The 18,560-nt window shown below is 71.5% G+C and carries 18 protein-coding genes; 7 read left to right on the plus strand and 11 right to left on the minus strand.

The features are described 5' to 3' along the window. Positions 1 to 26 precede the first annotated feature (26 nt). Positions 27 to 1,358, minus strand: coding sequence for an ATP-binding protein (locus P2H44_RS00790; RefSeq protein ID WP_275761507.1), 1,332 nt, complete (start codon positions 1,356 to 1,358; stop codon positions 27 to 29). A gap of 136 nt (positions 1,359 to 1,494) precedes the next feature. Between P2H44_RS00790 and P2H44_RS00795 the strand changes: the two genes are divergently transcribed. The 5 genes from P2H44_RS00795 to P2H44_RS00815 all read left to right on the plus strand — a co-directional run bounded on the left by P2H44_RS00795 (position 1,495) and on the right by P2H44_RS00815 (position 7,474). After that, positions 1,495 to 2,469: an MBL fold metallo-hydrolase gene (locus P2H44_RS00795; RefSeq protein WP_275761508.1), complete on the plus strand. Its 975-nt coding sequence runs from the start codon at positions 1,495 to 1,497 to the stop codon at positions 2,467 to 2,469. Between the two features lie 421 nt (positions 2,470 to 2,890). Further along, positions 2,891 to 4,435 (plus strand): 2,3-bisphosphoglycerate-independent phosphoglycerate mutase, encoded by a 1,545-nt coding sequence (gene gpmI / locus P2H44_RS00800; protein ID WP_275761509.1) that lies wholly within the window; start codon positions 2,891 to 2,893, stop codon positions 4,433 to 4,435. After that, on the plus strand, positions 4,435 to 5,607 hold the full coding sequence (locus tag P2H44_RS00805; protein WP_275761510.1) for a murein hydrolase activator EnvC family protein: 1,173 nt from the start codon (positions 4,435 to 4,437) through the stop codon (positions 5,605 to 5,607). The genes gpmI and P2H44_RS00805 overlap by 1 nt, the downstream gene beginning before the upstream one ends. Next, entirely contained in the window at positions 5,604 to 6,953 is a 1,350-nt protein-coding gene (locus P2H44_RS00810; protein ID WP_275761511.1) for a S41 family peptidase, read from the plus strand. Before P2H44_RS00805 ends, P2H44_RS00810 begins: the two co-directional genes overlap by 4 nt. Before the next feature lie 11 nt (positions 6,954 to 6,964). Next, the gene (locus P2H44_RS00815; RefSeq protein WP_275761512.1) at positions 6,965 to 7,474 is read left to right on the plus strand and encodes an RNA pyrophosphohydrolase; all 510 of its coding nucleotides are present in this window, start codon (positions 6,965 to 6,967) and stop codon (positions 7,472 to 7,474) included. Positions 7,475 to 7,496: 22 nt separating this feature from the next. Here P2H44_RS00815 and P2H44_RS00820 read toward each other — a convergent pair whose 3' ends face one another. Continuing rightward, on the minus strand, positions 7,497 to 7,979 hold the full coding sequence (locus tag P2H44_RS00820; RefSeq protein ID WP_275761513.1) for a GNAT family N-acetyltransferase: 483 nt from the start codon (positions 7,977 to 7,979) through the stop codon (positions 7,497 to 7,499). Positions 7,980 to 8,012: 33 nt separating this feature from the next. Next, on the minus strand, positions 8,013 to 8,648 hold the full coding sequence (locus P2H44_RS00825; RefSeq protein ID WP_275761514.1) for a glutathione S-transferase family protein: 636 nt from the start codon (positions 8,646 to 8,648) through the stop codon (positions 8,013 to 8,015). Positions 8,649 to 8,885: 237 nt separating this feature from the next. Between P2H44_RS00825 and P2H44_RS00830 the strand changes: the two genes are divergently transcribed. Together P2H44_RS00830 and P2H44_RS00835 are read left to right on the plus strand one after the other, a co-directional pair. Then, positions 8,886 to 9,323 (plus strand): DUF805 domain-containing protein, encoded by a 438-nt coding sequence (locus tag P2H44_RS00830; RefSeq protein WP_275761515.1) that lies wholly within the window; start codon positions 8,886 to 8,888, stop codon positions 9,321 to 9,323. 51 nt (positions 9,324 to 9,374) lie between these two features. After that, the gene (locus tag P2H44_RS00835; RefSeq protein WP_275761516.1) at positions 9,375 to 10,052 is read left to right on the plus strand and encodes a VOC family protein; all 678 of its coding nucleotides are present in this window, start codon (positions 9,375 to 9,377) and stop codon (positions 10,050 to 10,052) included. A gap of 171 nt (positions 10,053 to 10,223) precedes the next feature. Here P2H44_RS00835 and atpC read toward each other — a convergent pair whose 3' ends face one another. The 8 genes from atpC to P2H44_RS00875 form a co-directional block, all read right to left on the minus strand. Beyond that, positions 10,224 to 10,619 carry an ATP synthase F1 subunit epsilon gene (gene atpC, locus P2H44_RS00840; RefSeq protein ID WP_275761517.1) on the minus strand — a complete coding sequence of 132 codons (396 nt, stop codon included), beginning with the start codon at positions 10,617 to 10,619 and terminating at the stop codon, positions 10,224 to 10,226. A gap of 14 nt (positions 10,620 to 10,633) precedes the next feature. Continuing rightward, a complete protein-coding gene (gene atpD, locus P2H44_RS00845; RefSeq protein WP_275761518.1) occupies positions 10,634 to 12,049 on the minus strand; it encodes a F0F1 ATP synthase subunit beta in 1,416 nt (471 codons plus the stop codon). A gap of 15 nt (positions 12,050 to 12,064) precedes the next feature. Then, positions 12,065 to 12,949, minus strand: a complete 885-nt coding sequence (locus P2H44_RS00850; protein WP_275761519.1) for a F0F1 ATP synthase subunit gamma — start codon at positions 12,947 to 12,949, stop codon at positions 12,065 to 12,067. 29 nt (positions 12,950 to 12,978) lie between these two features. After that, complete coding sequence (atpA, locus tag P2H44_RS00855) at positions 12,979 to 14,517, minus strand: F0F1 ATP synthase subunit alpha (protein WP_275761520.1); 1,539 nt, start codon at positions 14,515 to 14,517, stop codon at positions 12,979 to 12,981. Further along, the gene (locus P2H44_RS00860) at positions 14,517 to 15,077 is read right to left on the minus strand and encodes a F0F1 ATP synthase subunit delta (RefSeq protein ID WP_275761521.1); all 561 of its coding nucleotides are present in this window, start codon (positions 15,075 to 15,077) and stop codon (positions 14,517 to 14,519) included. Before P2H44_RS00860 ends, atpA begins: the two co-directional genes overlap by 1 nt. Positions 15,078 to 15,401: 324 nt before the next feature. After that, on the minus strand, positions 15,402 to 16,451 hold the full coding sequence (locus tag P2H44_RS00865) for a quinone-dependent dihydroorotate dehydrogenase (RefSeq protein ID WP_275761522.1): 1,050 nt from the start codon (positions 16,449 to 16,451) through the stop codon (positions 15,402 to 15,404). After that, positions 16,448 to 16,828, minus strand: a complete 381-nt coding sequence (locus P2H44_RS00870; RefSeq protein ID WP_275761523.1) for a DUF952 domain-containing protein — start codon at positions 16,826 to 16,828, stop codon at positions 16,448 to 16,450. The genes P2H44_RS00865 and P2H44_RS00870 overlap by 4 nt, the downstream gene beginning before the upstream one ends. A 254-nt stretch (positions 16,829 to 17,082) precedes the next feature. Then, positions 17,083 to 18,462 (minus strand): aminotransferase, encoded by a 1,380-nt coding sequence (locus P2H44_RS00875; RefSeq protein WP_275761524.1) that lies wholly within the window; start codon positions 18,460 to 18,462, stop codon positions 17,083 to 17,085. Between the last annotated feature and the right edge of the window lie 98 nt (positions 18,463 to 18,560).

An 18,560-nucleotide genomic window follows, 5' to 3' on the forward strand; every position in this document is an offset into this window, starting at 1 on the left:
CCCGCCTCGGAGGCCCCCCCTCCCCGTCAGCGCGGGATCCGCAGGACCACGCGCAGCCCCCCCAGCGTCTCGGAGCTTTCCAGCGTCAGCGCCCCGCCGTGCGCCCGCGCGATGTCGAGCGCGATGGCGAGGCCCAGCCCCACGCCGCCGCCCTCGTTCTGGTTGCGGCTCTCGTCGAGGCGCGAGAAGGGCCTCAGCGCCGTCTCCCGCTTGTCCTCGGGGATGCCGGGTCCGTCGTCCTCGACCGACCATTCCACGAACAGCCGCCCCAGCCGCATCCGCGCCTCGACGTGGTCGCCGTAGCGGGCCGCGTTCGACAGCAGGTTCCCCAGCGCGCGGGAGATCGCGCCCGCCCGCAGGGTCACCGGCTCGGGCGGGCGCGAGTCCTCGGCCAGGGACACGCGCACGTCGGCGCCGGCGCGGCGGGCGTCGGCGGCGGCGGCCTCCAGCAGTTCCAGCGGATCGGCCTCCGACGCGGTCTCCCCGGCGCCGCCGCGGGCGAAGTCGAGGAACTCGCCCAGCATCCGCTCCATCTCGTGGATGTCCTTGGCGAGGTCGTCGCGGTCGGGGCTGTCGTCGAGCATCTCGACCGCCAGCCGCATCCGGGTCAGGGGCGTGCGCAGGTCGTGGCTGACGCCGTAGAGCATGTTGGTGCGCTGCTCCATCGCCCGCTCGACCCGGCGGCGCATGTCGAGGAAGGCGGCGCCGGCGCGGCGCACCTCCTCGGCGCCGGCGGGGCGGAAGGGGACCACGCGGCCGCGTCCGAAGCCCTCGGCGGCGTTGGCGAGCTGGCGGATCGGCTTCACCTGGTTGCGCAGGAACAGGACCGCCACCACCGCCAGCAGGAAGGCGGTGGCCACCATCCAGACCAGCAGGATGTGGGGGTTCGAGGCGATGGTGCGCTTGCGCGGGATCAGGGCGCGGATCACGCCCTTTTCGGTCTGGATCTTCACCTCGACGTCGCGGTTGTAGCGCACCAGGTCGATGGCGATGGGGCGCGCGATCTCGGCGCGCAGACGCTCGGCCAGCGCGTTGCCGGAGACGTCGTAGAAGAGCTGCGCGTTCTTCTCGGAGACCGTCGCCCCGGGATCGAGCGCCAGCGTCATGCCCAGGGGGCGGGCGATGTTCTCCAGCCGGATCCGGGCGCCCTCGACGTCGGGCGCGCTCTCGACCGCGTTGACGGCGTAGATCAGCTCCAGCGCCACCGATCCCGCCATCTGCTGGGTGACGCCGGCGTAATGGTTCTGGATGAACAGGCCCGCCACCACCAGCTGCAGCAGCACGATGGGCGCCAGCAGGATCAGCAGCGCGCGGCCGAACAGGCTGCGCGGCAGGTATTTCTTGTAAGCCTTGGCCATGCGCGACAGGGTGCGCGCGACGAGGCCCGGACGCAATGGGCCCGGATGCGACGGGCGCCGCGGAGACGGCCCCGCAGGACACGGGCCCGGCCGCGCCTTTCCGCCCCCCGCCGCGCCCGATGGAGGAGTCCCCCCGATGAGCGCAGGCCCCACCACCGCCGACCCGTTCGACCGCCGCCCGGACGCCGAGCTCGGCCACGCCGGCCCGCTGGTCGCGCTCGAGCCCGGCCTGCGCCGGGTCACCTGCCCCAATCCCTCGCCCATGACCTTCACCGGCACCCGCACCTATATCGTCGGCCGGGGCGAGGTGGCGGTCGTCGACCCCGGTCCCGAGCATCCCGGCCATCTCGAGGCGACCCTCGCGGCGCTGGAGCCGGGGGAGCGCGTCTCGCACATCGTCCTCACTCACACGCACATCGACCATTCTCCCGGCGTTCCCGCGCTTAAGGCGCGCACCGGGGCGCAGACCTGGGCCTTCGGTCCCCATGGCGCGGGCATGTCCGAGCGGATGCAGGCGCTGGCCGCCTCGGGCGCGAAGCTGGGCGGGGGCGAGGGCGGGGACCGGAGCTTCCAGCCCGACCGCACGCTCGCGGACGGGGAGCGGCTGGAGGGCGCGGGCTGGGCGCTGACCGCGATCCACACGCCGGGGCACATCTCGAACCACCTCGCCTTCGAGGTGGAGGCCGAAGGGATGGCGCCGGGCCTCGTGCTGTCGGGCGATCACGTGATGGGCTGGGCGACCTCGATCGTCTCGCCCCCCGACGGGGACATGGCGGCCTACATGGCGAGCCTGCGCAAGCTGCAGGGCCGCGGCCACCGGGTGTTCCACGCCGGCCACGGCCACCCGATCGAGGACCCCGAGGCGATGATCGCCCACCTGATCGCCCACCGCGAAAGCCGGGTGCGGCAGGTGCTGGCGGCGCTGCCCTCGCCCGGCATGCCCGGCAAGGACCCGCTGGAGCTGGCGCGGGGGATCTACACCGACGTCGATCCCGCCCTGATCGGGGCGGCGGCGCGCAACGTCTTCTCGGTGCTGCTGGGGCTGGTCGAGGACGGGCGGGCGGAGCACGAGGGCGTGCTCTCGGACCAGGCGAAGTTCCGCCACCGGTAGGGGGCGGGGAACCGGGGACGGAGGCGCCCTGCGGGCGGGCTTGGGCCTGCGGCGGGCGGTGCGCCTGGAGGGGGGAGGGCGGGAGCCTCCGGCGGGCTCCTGACTCACCAAAGAACAAGCCCGCGCCTGTTCTCCGGAGCCGTCTCTCGCTGATGGATGCCTGAGCGACTCGGCCCGCGGGGTCAAGGACAAGCCGACTTCGCCGGTCGCTCCGCGATCCTTGACCCCGCGGGCCGAGTCGCTCTTTCCGGCATCCGCGAGAGACGGCTCCGGAGAACAGGCGCTTCGCGAGGGCCGTGGGCGTCGCGCCGAGGCGCCGGCGGCGACCGGAGCGCGGGACGGACCCCGCGTCGCGTTCCGTCGCGGGGCGCGGAGGCCTAGGTAGGGGGCAGGCCCCCGAAGACCGCAGGAGACGACCGAGATGAGCCAACCTCCGAAGCCCGTCGTGCTGGTGATCCTCGACGGCTGGGGCCTGCGGGCGGAGACCGAGGGCAACGCGGTCGCCCAGGCGAACACCCCCACCTTCGACGCCCTGATGACGGGGCTGCCCAACGCCACGCTGAAGGCCTGCGGCAATGCCGTGGGGCTGCCGGAGGGGCAGATGGGCAACTCCGAGGTCGGGCACACCAACATCGGCGCCGGCCGCGTCGTGTGGATGGACCTGCCCAAGATCGACCGGGCCATCGAGGACGGGTCCTTCGCGAAGAACGAGGTCCTGCAGGGCTTCATCAAAAAGGTGCAGGCCGCGGGCGGGACCGCGCATGTGGCGGGGCTTGTCTCGCCCGGCGGGGTGCACTCGCACCAGCGGCACATGGCGGAGGCGGCGAAGGTCCTCGCCGGGGCCGGGCTGAAGGTGAAGCTGCACGCCTATCTCGACGGGCGCGACACGCCGCCGAAGTCGGCGCCGGGCTACCTGCAGACGCTGGAGGACGACATCGAAGGCGTCGAGGGCGTCTCGATCGCCACCGTCGTCGGGCGCTTCTTCGCCATGGACCGGGACAACCGCTGGGACCGGGTCGCGGCGGCCTACGAGCTGATGGTGCTCGCCAAGGGCGACAAGGCCGACAGCGCGGTCGCCGCCGCCGAGGCGGGGCATGCGGCGGGGGAGACGGACGAGTTCGTCTCGCCCCACGTGATCGGCGACTACGCGGGGATGAAGGAGGGCGACGGCCTCCTCTTCATCAACTTCCGCGCCGACCGGGCGCGGGAGATCCTCTCGGCCCTCGCGGCGCCGGAGTTCGACGGGTTCGACCGGGGCGAGGCGCCGAAGTTCTCGGCCGTGGCGGGGATGGTCGAATATTCCTCCGAGCACGCAAAGTTCATGCCGGCGATGTTCCCGCCCGAGGAGATCGTGAACACGCTGGGCGAGTGGGTGGCCAAGAAGGGCAAGGCGCAGATGCGCCTCGCTGAGACCGAGAAATACCCTCACGTCACCTTCTTCCTCAACGGCGGCGAGGAGGTCGCGAACCCCGCCGAGGACCGCCACATGGCGCCCTCGCCCTACGTGAAGACCTACGACCAGCAGCCCGAGATGGCGGAGCCCGAGGTGACCCACCGGCTGGTGGAAGCCATCCGGCGCGGCAAGCACGACCTGATCGTGTGCAACTTCGCCAACCCGGACATGGTGGGCCACACCGGCGACCTGGGCGCCGCCATCGCGGCGGTCGAGGCGGTGGACGCGGGCCTGGGCAAGGCGATCAAGGCGCTGGAGACCGTGGGCGGGGCGATGATCGTCACCGCCGACCACGGCAACTGCGAGACGATGATCGACCCCGAGACCGGCGGCCCCCACACCGCCCACACGCTGAACCCGGTGCCGGTGATCCTGGTGGGCGGGCCCGAGGGCGCGCGCCTGCGCGAGGACGGGGTGCTGGGCGACCTCGCCCCCACCCTGCTGGAGCTGATGCGCCTCTCCCAGCCCGAGGAGATGACCGGCCGCTCCCTGATCGTGCGCGCGAACGCCTGATGCGGCGGGCGCGGGCCCTGCCGGCGCTGCTGATCGCGGCGCTCGCGGCGCCTCCGGCGGCGCCGGGGCCGGCGCGCGCGCAGACGACGTCGGCGCAGGCGCCCGCGGCGGGGGTGCTGCCCGGCGCCTCCTCGGCCGAGGCGCTGGCGACGGAGGCGCGCGAGGCGCTGCAGGCCGCCGACCTGGCGCTGGCGGGCGCCGAGGACGACGCCGCCCGCCGCGCCGCCGCCACCCGCGCCGGCGCGGCGGGCGAAGCGACCCTGGCCGCGATGCGCGAGGCGCTCCGCCAGTCCTGGCGGCTGATCGCGACGCTGGAGCTGCGCGCGCGGACGGCCCACGATTCGGGACAGGCGGCGGTGGCGCGGCTCGCGGCGCTGGCCCGCGCGCCGCTGGCGGCCCAGGCCGCGCAGCCGGCCGGACCGCTGGCCGCGGCCCGCGGCGCCTGGCTTGCAGCCGCGATGGGCCCCGCCCAGGCCCATGCCGCCGTCGAGGAGCGCGCCCGCCTGGCCGAGGCGCAGGCCGCCGACGTCCGACGGCGCGAGGCCTGGGCCCGCGCCCGGGGCGCGGCGCTGGATCTGCGCAACGCGCGCGAAGGCGTGCTCGCGCCCGGCGGCGTGGGGGCGCTGCGCGCCGGGCTGAGGGGCCTGCGCGCCGCGCTCGACGATTTCCAGGCGGTCGGGCCGGTGGCCGATCCGCTCGATCCCCCGCCCGCGCGGCCGGCCCTGCCGGGCGCCTGGCCCGCGCCGGCGCCGGGACGGATCGTCACGCCCTTCGGAACCCGCGACGCGCTGGGCCAGGCCTCGACCGGGGTCGAGCTGGCGGTTCCCGAATGGGCCTCGCCCCGCGCCCCCGCCCTCGCCTCGGTGCGCTACGCTGGCCCGATCGGCGGGCGGAAACAGGCGGTCGCGCTGGAAACCGCGCCGGGGCGGCTGGTGATTCTCGCCGGGCTCGAAAGCCTGGCGGTGCGGGAGGGCGAGATCGTTCCCGAGGGGGCGCCGCTCGGTCACTTGCGCGTCATCGACCCCGCGTCCGAGGAAATTCTCTCGGCCGCGCCCTTTCCCCCGGCGGCGTTTTCCGCTGCAATGCTCTATGTGGAGACGAGGGAGGCTGGTATCCCCGTGGACCCCGCCCTGTGGTTCGCGCTCCCAAAAGGAGAGTCAGAGACGCCATGAGAAAAATCGCCGTCGCCGCGCTGGGGGGAGCCGTCGCGGGCGCCCTGCTGACCGCGCCGCTCGTCGCGCCGCTCAGCGCGCAGGAGAACGACGCGCGCACCACCTACGAATACCTCGACCTGTTCGGCGACATATTCGAGCGCGTTCGGACCGCCTATGTCGAGAAGGTGGACGAGAAACAGCTGATCGAGAGCGCGATCAACGGGATGCTGACGTCCCTCGATCCGCACTCGAGCTACATGCCGCCCTCGGCCTTCGACGACATGAAGGTGCAGACGCGCGGCGAGTTCGGGGGCCTCGGGATCGAGGTCACCATGGAGAACGGGTTCGTGAAGGTCGTCTCCCCCATCGACGACACGCCCGCGGCCGAGGCCGGCCTGCAGGCGAACGACTTCATCACCCATATCGACGGCGAGTCGGTGCTGGGCCTGACCCTTGCGGATGCGGTGGACAAGATGCGCGGGCCGGTCGGCTCGGACATCCACATCACCATCGTGCGCGAGGGCGAGGAGGACCCGATCGAGGTCACCTTGACGCGCGCGAACATCAAGATCGCGGCGGCCAAGGGCCGGGCCGAGGGCGACGTGGGCGTGATCCGGCTGACCCAGTTCACCGAGCAGACCTACGACAACATGAAATCCGCGATCGAGAAGATCCAGGAGGATCTGGGCGGCGCGGACAATGTGAAGGGCTACGTGCTCGACCTGCGCAACAACCCCGGCGGCCTGCTGAACCAGGCGGTGGCGGTGTCCGACGCGTTCCTCGAGTCGGGCGAGATCGTCTCGACCCGCGGCCGCGATCCCAAGGACATGGACCGCTACAACGCCGAGCCGGGCGACCTGACGGGCGGCAAGCCCATCGTGGTGCTGATCAACGGCGGCTCGGCCTCGGCCTCCGAGATCGTGGCCGGCGCGCTGCAGGATCATCACCGGGCCATCGTCGTGGGCGCCAAGTCCTTCGGCAAGGGCTCGGTCCAGACGATCATGCCGCTGTCGGGCAAGGGCGCGATCCGGCTGACCACGGCGCGCTACTACACGCCGTCCGGCCGCTCGATCCAGGCGCTGGGCATCGAGCCCGACATCCTGATCGAACAGGCCAAGCTCGCGGTGGACGAGAACGAGGTTCCGCCCCGCATGCGCTCGGAAGCCGACCTGCGCGGCAGCCTGACCAACGCGCTGAGCGAGGACGAGCGCAAGCAGATCGAGGAGGAGCGCGCCCGCCACGAGGCGACCGCCAAGCTCCGCCAGGAGGATCTGCAGCTCGCCTATGCGCTCGACGTGCTGACGGGCCTGTCGGTCTACGGCATGGGCGCCATGCAGGCGACCCCGCCGGCCTCGAGCGAATGACGGGGGGCGGCGTGGCGAAGGAGGCGAGGAGAGAGCTCTCCGAGGCGGAGATCGCCGCGCTGCCGTACCGGCCCTGCGTGGGGCTGGTGATCCTGAACCGGGCCGGCGAGATCTTCGTCGGCCAGCGGCTGGATTTCCGCTCCGACGCCTGGCAGATGCCGCAGGGCGGCGTGGACGAGGGCGAGGCGCCGCTGGAGGCGGCGCTTCGCGAACTGTGGGAAGAGACCGGGATCACCCGCGACAAGGTCACCCTGCTGGCCGAGAGCCGGGAGTGGATCCCCTACGACCTGCCCGCGACGCTGGTGCCGAAGCTGTGGAAGGGCCGTTACCGCGGCCAGACCCAGAAGTGGTTCGCCTTCCGCTTCCACGGCACCGACGCCGACGTGAACATCGAGACCGAGCACCCCGAATTCTCGCGCTGGGCCTGGTCCCCGCACGACGAGGTGCTGGAGCGGATCGTGCCGTTCAAGCGCGCCACCTATCGCAAGGTGCTGGCCGAGTTCGACTCTCTGTTCGCCTGAGCGAGACGGACGCCGGGTCGGCTCAGGCCCCCCGCAGCGCCAGCCGCTTCGAGATCCGGTCGACCGGCGTGCCGTCCTTCAACGGCACGGCCCTGTGGACCTCGAAATCCACGAACCCCTGCCGCGCGTAGTAGGCGAGGCCGCCGGCGTTGTCGGCCCGGATCGTCGCGTCGATCTCGCGATATCCGCGCCGGGTCGCCTCGGCCCTGGTGTGCGGGAACAGGGCCGAGCCGACGCCCCCCTGCGCCGCGTCCAGCGCCACGAAGCTCGCGATGATGGCGAGCGCGGGGTCCCGGGCGTCGGGCTCGATCCACTGGAAGCCGATCACGCGGCCGGTCTCGTCCAGGGCCACGTGGGCGAAGGCGGGCTTGGTCGCCTTGCCGGCGAGGTAGGCGGGCGCCAGCTCCTCCTCGTAGGCGGTGGAGCCGCCGCGCAGGATGATCGGGTTCAGGACGGCGGCCATGGCCGGCCCGTCATCGGGGGTGGCGCGGCGGACGACGATCATCGGGCGGATCTCCGGCAGGGACGGGCGGGCGCGTCACCATGGCCGCGTGGCGACGAAGGCGGGGCGGGCCTGCATTGCGGCGAGCCAGGCCTTCAGGCGGCGGCGGCCGGCGAGCAGGGCGCCGCCCTCGGGCGCCTCGGCGAAGGCCGCCACGATGGGCGCGAGGTGCAGGTCGGCGAGCGTCGGCGTCTCGCCCCCGAAGTAGGGGCCCTCGCCCGTCAGCGCCTCGAGCGCGTCGAGCACCGGCCGCGACTGCGAGAGGCCGTCGCGGGCGATCGCGCGGTCGACCTCCTCGCCGTGGCGGGGGCGGAACACGCGCTGGGCGTAGAGCAGGCGCACCATCGGCCAGTAGGCGTAGGCGTCGGCGATGGCCTGCACCTGCCGCATCCGGGCGCGGGCCTGCGGCTCGGTGGGCTGCAGGGCGGGGCCGTCGAAGGCCTCGTCCACGTATTGCAGGATCGCGACCGTCTCGAACACCGAGAAGGCGCCGTGGACCAGCACCGGCACCTTGGCGAAGGGGTGGCGGCGGGCCGCGCGCTCGGGCTCCGCGAACGGGTCGACCTCGGCCCAGTCCCAGTCCACGCCCTTCTCGGACAGCGCCAGGCGCACGGCCCAGGAATAGATCGAGTGCTGGTAGCCATGCAGCGTCACGCGCGGGGGCGTCGTCATCGGGGGGTCTCCTGCGGCTCGGCGGGCCCGACCCTGCCGCCCGCGGACGGCCGACGCAACCGGCGCCGACGACGACGCGGCGTCCGCCGGCCCCTCGGCCGGCGGGCGGGCGAGGGGGTTCGACGCCCCCGAGGACGCCCCCCCCCCCCGCCTCCGGCGCATCGCCATGGCGCTGGGCGGCGGCGCGGGCCATGATGCGGGCCGAGCCGACCCCCGCGCCCCGGAGCCGATTTCGCGATGACCTTCGACCAGTCGATTTCCACCTGCTTTCGCAAGTACGTCACCTTCTCGGGCCGGGCGCCGCGCTCGGAGCTGTGGTGGTTCGCGCTGTTCGTCGTGGTGATCTCCTGGCTGCTGGGCTTCATCGAGGTGCGGCTGCTGCCCGGGATGGTGAACCTCGAGAGCGGGGTCGGGCCGCTGACCAGCGCCTGGAGCCTGGTCACCCTGCTGCCCGGCATATCGGTCGCCGTGCGCCGCCTGCATGACGGGAACCGCAGCGGCTGGTGGTGGTGGCTGTGGCTGATCCCGCTGATCGGCTCGATCGTGCTGCTGGTGTGGTTCGTGCTGAAGGGCACGTCGGGGGCGAACGACTACGGGCCGGATCCTCTGGCCCCGCCCAGCCCGCCCTCGGACCGGCCGTGGGAGATCCCCGCGGTGGGCAAGCCGCCGGCGTGACAGGCGGCGCCCGCTGGGCGATGCTCCCACCGAAGCAAAGGGGGGAGAGAGATGAGCGCGATCGAGTTCGTGAAGCCGGCCTTCGACGTCGGCATGGCCACCAACCGGCTGGAGGCGCACCAGGATTTCTGGGGCGAGGAGATCGGGCTCGCCTACGACCACCTCGCCAAGCTGGGCGGGGGCCTGCATCAGCACCGCTGGCGGCAGGGCGCCTCGATCATCAAGGTCAACCATTCCCGCGCGCCGCTGGAGGCCGCGGCGCCCGGCGGCTACGTCGGCCTGACGCTGGCCGCGGCGCGGGCGGCGACGCTGACCAGCCCCGATGGGCTGGCCGTCGCCCTCGTGCCCGACGCGCCGACGAGCCTGCGGCTGCACGTGGGGACCGCCGACCTCGACGCCTTCCGCGCCTTCTACGGGGAGCAGCTGGGCCTCGCGCCCGAGCCGGGCCCCGCCGCCGCCTTCCGCCTGGGCGAGAACGTGATCGAGGCGGCCGAGGGGCCCGCCCCCGCCCGCGGCGACCGCTTCGCCATCGGCCTGCGCTACATGACCGTGCAGATCGCGGACTGCGACGCCGTAACGGCGCTGACGGAGCGGCGCGGCGCCGAGGTGGCGCAGCCGCCCCGCACGCTGGGCACGGTGCGCTACAGCTTCCTGCGCGATCCCGACGGCAACTGGATCGAGCTGTCGGAGCGCGCCTCGCTGACCGGGCGGGCGCCGCGGCCGGATTGAAGCGGGCGGCGGATGGTCGACGGTGGATGGCGCATTGAAATGCGCCCTACCGGGCCCCGTAGGGCGCATTTCAATGCGCCTGCGCGCGCCCCGGCAATCCGCACGCTCCAACGAAAAAGGCCCCGCGCGAGCGCTCGCGCGGGGCCTTTTCGGTCCGGGTCGGCCGTCGGCTCAGAAGCCGAGGGTCGAGGCCAGGAACTTCATGTCGTTCAGGCGCAGGGCGGCGATGGTCTTGCCCTGGCCCGAGGCGATCTCGTGGGCCTTCTCGGCCTCGGCGATCTTGGCGGCGAACCACTCGGCCGAGACCTCGTCCTTCTTCACCGCCTCCTCGGCCAGCACCGCGGCGCCGGCCGGAGAGATCTCGGCGAAGCCGCCGGTGACCACGTAGGCGGTTTCCGAGCCGCCGTCCCGCACCGTCACCACGCCGGGGCGCAGGGGGGTGAGGAAGGGCGCATGCTCGGGCATCGCCGTGAGGTCGCCCTCGGCGCCCGGGATCTGGATCGCGTCGGCCTCGCCGGAGGCAAGCTTGCGCTCCGGCGAGACGAGATCGTAGGCAAGCTTGGCCATCGGGCGCTCCTAACTCAGGCCGCGGCGGCCAGCTTCTCGGCCTTCGCGACGACCTCGTCGATGCCGCCGACCATGTAGAAGGCGGCCTCCGGCAGGTGGTCGAACTCGCCCTCGCAGACCCGCTTGAACGAGGAGATCGTGTCCTCGAGCGGAACCTGCACGCCCGGCGAGCCGGTGAAGACCTCGGCCACGTCGAAGGGCTGGGACAGGAAGCGCTGGATCTTGCGCGCCCGCTGCACGGTCAGCTTGTCCTCTTCCGACAGCTCGTCCATGCCGAGGATCGCGATGATGTCCTGCAGGGCCTTGTAGCGCTGCAGCGTCTCCTGGACCATGCGGGCCACCTGGTAGTGCTCCTCGCCGACCACGGCGGGGTCGAGGATGCGCGAGGTGGAGTCGAGCGGATCCACGGCCGGGTAGATGCCCAGCTCGGAGATGGCGCGCGACAGAACGGTCGTGGCGTCGAGGTGGGCGAAGGACGTGGCCGGCGCGGGGTCGGTCAGGTCGTCCGCCGGCACGTAGATCGCCTGCACCGAGGTGATCGAGCCGTTCTTGGTCGAGGTGATGCGCTCCTGCAGGGCGCCCATGTCGGTGGCCAGCGTCGGCTGGTAGCCCACCGCCGAGGGGATGCGGCCCAGAAGCGCCGACACCTCGGAGCCCGCCTGCGTGAAGCGGAAGATGTTGTCCACGAAGAACAGCACGTCGGTGCCGGACTGGTCGCGGAACTGCTCGGCCAGGGTCAGGCCGGTCAGCGCGACGCGCGCGCGGGCGCCCGGCGGCTCGTTCATCTGGCCGTAGACCAGCGCCACCTTCGACTTCACCAGGTCGTCGATGTTGATGACGCCGGACTCGATGAACTCGTGATAGAGGTCGTTGCCCTCACGGGTGCGCTCGCCCACGCCGGCGAACACGGAGTAGCCCGAGTGCACCTTCGCGATGTTGTTGATCAGCTCCTGGATGAGCACGGTCTTTCCGACGCCCGCGCCGCCGAAGAGGCCGATCTTGCCGCCCTTCGAGTAGGGGGCCAGCAGGTCGATGACCTTGATGCCGGTGACCAGGATCTCCGACTCCGTCGACTGCTCGGCGAAGGAGGGGGCCTGCTGGTGGATGGCGCGGGTCTCGGAGGCGTCGACCGGGCCCTTCTCGTCGATCGGCTCGCCGATGACGTTCAGGATGCGGCCCAGCGTGCCGTCGCCGACGGGCACCGAGATCGGGCCGCCGGTGTCGGTCACGGCCTGGCCGCGGGTCAGACCCTCGGTCGAGTCCATGGCGATGGTGCGCACGGAGGACTCGCCCAGATGCTGGGCGACTTCCAGAACGAGGCGGACGCCGTTGTTCTCGGTCTCGAGCGCGTTGAGGATCGCAGGCAGATGGCCGTCGAAGGCGACGTCCACGACCGCGCCGATGACCTGGGTGATTTTTCCGGTGGGCATGGGGGTCTCCGTCCCTTAAAGCGCTTCCGCGCCCGAGATGATCTCGATGAGCTCCTTGGTGATCGCGGCCTGGCGGGAGCGGTTGTACTCCAGCGTCAGCTTGTCGATCAGGTCGCCGGCGTTTCGCGTCGCGTTGTCCATGGCGGACATGCGCGCGCCCTGCTCGGAGGCCGCGTTCTCAAGCAGACCGGTGAAGATCTGCGTGGCGATGGCGCGGGGCAGCAGGTCCGCGAGGATGGCGTCCTCTTCGGGCTCGTACTCATACGGGACCGGCGTGCCGTCCTCGACGGGATCGGGCTCTTCGGTCTCGAACTTCGCGGGGATCAGCTGCTGCGCCGTCGGGATCTGCGCGATCACCGACTGGAACTTGTTGAAGAACAGCGTGGCCACATCGAATTCGCCGGCCTCGAACATGGCCAGGACGTCGGTGGCGATCCCCTGAGCGGTGGCGTAGTCGACCCGTTTCAGGGCCGACAGGTCCACGTGCTTCACGAACAGGTCGGCGTAGTCGCGACGCAGCTGGTCGCGACCCTTGCGGCCGATGGTCAGGATCTTGACCGTCTTGCCCTCGGCCTGCAGCTCGCGGATCCGCAGCCGCGCCAGCCGCACGATGGTGCTGTTGAAGCCCCCGCACAGCCCGCGCTCGGCGGTCGCCACGATCAGCAGGTGGACCTGCTCCGATCCGGTGCCGGCCAGCAGCTTCGGCGCCGTGTCGGGGTTGGCCCCCGACGACAGCTTGCCGAGAACCGCGTTCAGCCGTTCCGCGTAGGGGCGGCCGGCCTCGGCCGCCTCCTGGGCGCGGCGGAGCTTGGCCGCCGCGACCATCTGCATGGCCTTGGTGATCTTCCGGGTCGATTTGACCGAGTTGATCCGGTTCTTTAGGTCCTTGAGGCTGGGCATATCAGATCCCTATCCCTGAGGCCGGGGCCTCAGGAGAAGCCCTTCGAGAAGTCCTCGATCGCCGACTTGATCTTCGCCGCCAGATCGCCGTCGACCTTGCGGTCGTTGGTCTCGATGTCGTCCAGCAGGTCCTTGCACGAGGACCGCAGGTGCGCCAGCAGACCGCGCTCGAACTTGGTGACCTGGTTGACCGGGATCTTGTCCAGGTAGCCCTGGGTGCCGGCGTAGATCACCACCACCTGCTCGGCGTTGGTCAGCGGCGAGTACTGCGGCTGCTTGAGCAGCTCGGTCAGACGCGCGCCGCGGTTCAGCAGCTTCTGGGTCGAGGCGTCGAGGTCCGAGCCGAACTGCGCGAAGGCCGCCATCTCGCGGTACTGCGCCAGCTCCAGCTTGATCGAGCCCGCGACCGACTTCATCGCCTTCGTCTGGGCGGCCGAGCCGACGCGCGACACCGACAGACCGGTGTTCACGGCGGGACGGATGCCCTGGAAGAAGAGCTCGGTCTCGAGGAAGATCTGGCCGTCGGTGATCGAGATCACGTTGGTCGGGATGTAGGCCGACACGTCGCCCGCCTGGGTCTCGATGACCGGCAGGGCGGTCATGGAGCCGGCGCCGTGATCCTCGTTCATCTTCGCAGCCCGCTCGAGCAGGCGGGAGTGGAGGTAGAACACGTCGCCCGGGTAGGCCTCGCGCCCCGGCGGACGGCGCAGCAGCAGCGACATCTGGCGGTAGGCGACGGCCTGCTTGGACAGGTCATCGTAGATGATCAGGGCGTGCATGCCGTTGTCGCGGAAGTACTCCGCGATGGCGCAGGCCGCGTAGGGGGCCAGGTACTGCATCGGCGCCGGGTCCGAGGCGGTGGCCGCCACGATCACCGAGTAGTCCATGGCGCCCGTCTCTTCCAGCTTCTTCACGAGCTGGGCGACGGTCGAGCGCTTCTGGCCGACGGCGCAGTAGATGCAGTAGAGCTTCTTGGACTCGTCGTCGCCGGCGGCCTCGTTGTAGCTCTTCTGGTTCAGGATCGCGTCGAGCGCCACGGCGGTCTTGCCGGTCTGGCGGTCGCCGATGATCAGCTCGCGCTGGCCGCGGCCGATCGGGATCAGGGCGTCGATCGCCTTCAGGCCGGTCGCCATCGGCTCATGCACCGACTTGCGGGGGATGATGCCGGGGGCCTTCACGTCGGCGCGGCGACGCTCGGACGAGTCCACGGCGCCCTTGCCGTCCAGCGGGTTGCCCAGCGCGTCCACGACGCGGCCCAGCAGGGCCTTGCCCGCGGGCACGTCGACGATCGAGCCGGTGCGCTTGACGGTGTCGCCTTCGCGGATGCCGCGGTCGTCGCCGAAGATCACGGCGCCCACCGAGTCGGCCTCGAGGTTCAGCGCCATGCCCATCAGGCCGCCGGGGAACTCGACGAGCTCGCCCATCTGCACGGAATCGAGGCCGTAGATGCGGGCGATGCCGTCGCCGACGGACAGCACCGTGCCGACCTCGGAGACTTCCGCTTCCTGACCGAAGTTCTTGATCTGCTCCTTGAGGATAGCAGAAATCTCGGCTGCCTGGATGCTCATCACCCGACCTCTCTCATGGCGTTCTGCAGGGCGGCGAGTTTCGAGCGGATCGAGGTGTCGATCAGCTTGGACCCGACCTTTACGACAAGACCGCCGATGAGGCTTTCATCGACCGTCTCGTCCAGATTCACGTCGCGGCCGAAGGCCGCCTTGAGCGCGTCGGCCAGGGCCGCGCGCTGTTCGTCGCTCAGGGGCGCCGCGACCTTCACGTCGGCGGTCAGCTCCCCACGCCGTTCGGCCATCCGCGCCACGTAGGCGTCGCAGACGTCGCCGAGCGCGAAGAGACGGCGCTTCTGCGCCATCAGCCCGATGATGTTCTTGGTGAGCGCCGAGACGCCGATGGCGTCGGCGACGGCGGCCATGGCGGCGGACAGCTCGTCACGCTTGTACAGCGGGCTGGTCACCGCGGTGCGCAGGTCCTCGCTGTCGTTCAGCGCCTGACGGACCGCCTTGAGATCCGACTCGACCTGGTCGAGGGCGCCCTGCTCCTCGGCGAGTTCCAGCAGTGCGGTCGCGTAGCGTCCCGCGATGCCGGTGGTGAGCGTTGCTGATACTGCCACGGGTCCCCTTCCGAATTCGGCTGGACATGCCAAAAGCCGGCGCGGGGCGACTTCCAAGCGGATGTCGTCCGCCCCCTCTCTCGAACCGAGGGCTAGCTAGCACAGGGGGTTGAGGCGCGCAATATCGTGACAGGCGACCCGATCAAGGGACGAAGTCATTGATATTTCGTGAACTCCCGCCACGCGATACGCGCCTGCGGCCCTGTGCAGCGTCGCCCTGCCGCGGGCGCCGACCCCGATGCGAAGCGGATTCGGCGCCCGCGTCGCGGAATCCCCCGCTCCGGGGGCCGGATTCCGCCCCCCGGAGCATCTGGACCCGCCCGCTCAGCCCGTCCGGCCGCGAATCTCCGGCGCGTCCTCCAGCCCGCGCGCGATCTCGCCCGCCAGCGCGAGGCCCCCGTAGACGAGGCCCGAATACATCTGCACCAGGGAGGCGCCCGCGGCGAGCTTCGCCCGCGCCTGCGCGACCGAGGCGACGCCCCCCACCCCCACCAGCGGCAGCGCGCCCCCGGTCAGGCGCGAGAGGGTCGCCAGCACCTCGGTCGAGCGTTCGAACAGGGGCTGGCCGGAGAGGCCGCCGGTCTCGCCCCTGTGCGGGCTCCTCAGCCCCTCGCGCGCGAGCGTGGTGTTGGTGGCCACGATCCCGTCGATGCCCTGCGCGAGGCAGACCTCGGCCACGTCCGACAGCTCCGCCTCGCTCAGGTCGGGGGCGATCTTGACCAGCAGCGGCGCGCCGGGGGCCTTCGCCTCCCGCGCCTCGAGGCTGCGGGCGAGGGCGGCGGCCAGCGCCTCGCGCCCCTGCAGGTCGCGCAGGCGCTCGGTGTTGGGGGAGGAGACGTTGACCACGAAGAAGTCGACGAGCCCCGCGAACCGGCCCAGCACGGCGACGTAGTCGGCGACCTTGTCCTCGCTGTCCTTGTTGGCGCCCAGGTTCAGGCCCAGCGGCGCGGGCAGCGGGGCCCTGGCGCGCGTCGCCTCCAGCCGCGCGGCCACCGCCTCCATCCCGTCGGTGTTGAAGCCGAAGCGGTTGATCACGCCCCGGTCCTCGGTCAGGCGGAACAGGCGCGGGCGCGGGTTGCCGGGCTGGGGCCGCGGCGCGACGCCCCCGATCTCGAGGAAGCCGGGGCCGGAGGCGAGCGTGGCGGCCACCGCCTCGGCGTTCTTGTCGAAGCCGGCGGCGACGCCGACGGGGTTGGGGAAGGTCAGGTTCCACACCCGCCGCGTCAGCGCGGGCGAGGCGACCGGCCCCCCCGGCGACAGCCCCAGCGCATGGCGCAGGTTCAGCGCCTGGAGCGCGCGGCGGTGGGCGTCCTCGGGGTCGAGGCTGCGCAGCAGGGCGAGGCCCGCGCGCTCGGCGGCGACGGCGAGCCTCATGCGTCCACGGGCCCCCAGGCGATGTCGGCGGGGAACAGATGCCGCCCGTCCGGACCCAGCGGCAGGGGCCGGATCCAGGCCACGTCACGCAACGTCAGGGGGCGGTAGAGGTGGGGGAACAGCGCCCCGCCGCGGCTTTCCTCCCAGTGAAGCGATTCTCCCAGGAGGGGCGATTCGGTGCACAGAAGCCACAAATCGCCGTCCCCGGCGAAGTGCTTGGCGGCGGTGCCCGGTGCCTGCGCCGCGGTGGACAGATGAATGAACCCGTCTCTCACGTCATGTTCAGAGCCATTGAAAACAAGGGCTTGCGCAAGTTCCGCGCATTCGGACGGGCGCAGGATCTTGAAGATCTCATTAACGATCACGCGTTCGTTCATCCTGTCATTGACATTGGGGCAGCGTTAAGGATTCCTAAACGGGTAGCCGGCGTCGGGTGGCGCCGGGAGTAGCGTACTAGGTGGCTCATGACTCGAGTGGCGTTAGAAGGGTGAAGTGACTGGGGGTGGCCAAGTCTGCCGCCTACGGCCACCCCTCCCCATTTCAGAGCGAAACGACCAGGACGTCCCCCGCGGGCGTCGACCCCGAAAACGGGCCGCGACATCAGTCGGGGCCCGTTTCGCGTTTCAGCCGGTCAGACCAGCCCTTCCGACTTCGCCCAGGCATGGGTGGCGTCGAGCGCCTGCTCCATCGGGGCGAACAGGGCGTCGATCTCCTCCTCGGTGATGATCATCGGCGGGCAGAAGCCCAGCGAGTCGCCCATGGCGCGCAGGATCACGCCGTGGCCCGCCAGCTCGCCCATCAGGCGCGCGCCCACGGCGCCGGGACGCTCGAACATCTTCTTGCCCGACGTGTCGGGCGACAGCTCCAGCGCGCCGATCAGGCCCACGCCGCGCGCCTCGCCCACCAGCGGGTGATCGGCGAAGGACTTCAGGCGCCCCACGAACTTCGGCGAGACCTTGCGCACGTGATCGACGATCCGGCGCTCCTTGTAGATCTTCAGCGCGGCGACGCCCGCCGCGCAGCCCACCGGGTGGCCGCCGTAGGTGAAGCCGTGGCCCAGCGTGCCGATCTTGCCGGTGTGCGCCTCGATCACCTCGGCCTGCTCGCGGCACAGCGCGACGGCCGACAGCGGCGCGTAGCCCCCGGTCAGCTGCTTGGCGAGCGACATCGAGGTCGGGTTCACGTTGTAGGTGTCGGCGCCGAACCACTCGCCGGTGCGGCCGAAGCCGTTGATGACCTCGTCCGAGATCATCAGCACGTCGTACTTGGTCAGGATCGGGCGGATCGCCTCGAAATAACCCTCGGGCGGGAGGATCACGCCGCCCGCGCCCATCACCGGCTCGGCGATGAAGGCGGCGACGGTCTCGGGGCCCTCGCGCTCGATCAGCTCCTCGAGCTCATGGGCGAGGCGGGCGGAGAACTCCTGCTCGGTTTCGCCCAGCTCGGCCTCGCGCCAGTGGTGGGGCGTGCCGGTGGTCAGGAACCGGTCGAGGGGCAGGTCCCAGTCGATGTGGTTGTAGGGCAGCCCGGTCATCGAGGCCGAGGCGATGGTCACCCCGTGGTAGCCCTTGCGGCGGGAGATGATCTTCTTCTTCTCCGGCCGGCCCAGCGCGTTGTTGTAGTACCAGGCGAGCTTCACCTGGGTGTCGTTCGCCTCCGAGCCCGACGACTGGAAGATCACCCGGGCCATGCCGGGGGCGAGCTCCTTGATCCGCTCGGCCAGCTCGATGGCGGGCTCGTGCGAGCGGCCGGCGAACAGGTGGTAGTAGGGCAGCTTGTGCACCTGCTCGGCCACCGCGTCGGCGAGCTCCTTGTCGCCGAAGCCCAGGCCCGCGCACCACAGGCCGGCCATGCCCTCGATGAACTGGCGGCCGTGCTCGTCGTAGACGTAGATCCCCTGGCCGCGCTCGATCACATGGGCGCCCACCTGACGGTGCTGGGTCGCGTTCGTGTAGGGGTGCAGCAACGCCTCGACGTCGCGCGTCTGCATGTTGGTCAGGGGCAGGTTCATCGGAGGCCTCGCAGGACAAGGGATGAAAAGCGCTACGCTCGGCCCGGCGTCCGCGTCAATGGCGGGTTTCGACCCGCGGCAAGGGGCTTCAGGGCGCC

Source organism: Albimonas marina, assembly GCF_029223255.1.
Classification (GTDB): Bacteria; Pseudomonadota; Alphaproteobacteria; order Rhodobacterales; family Rhodobacteraceae; genus Albimonas.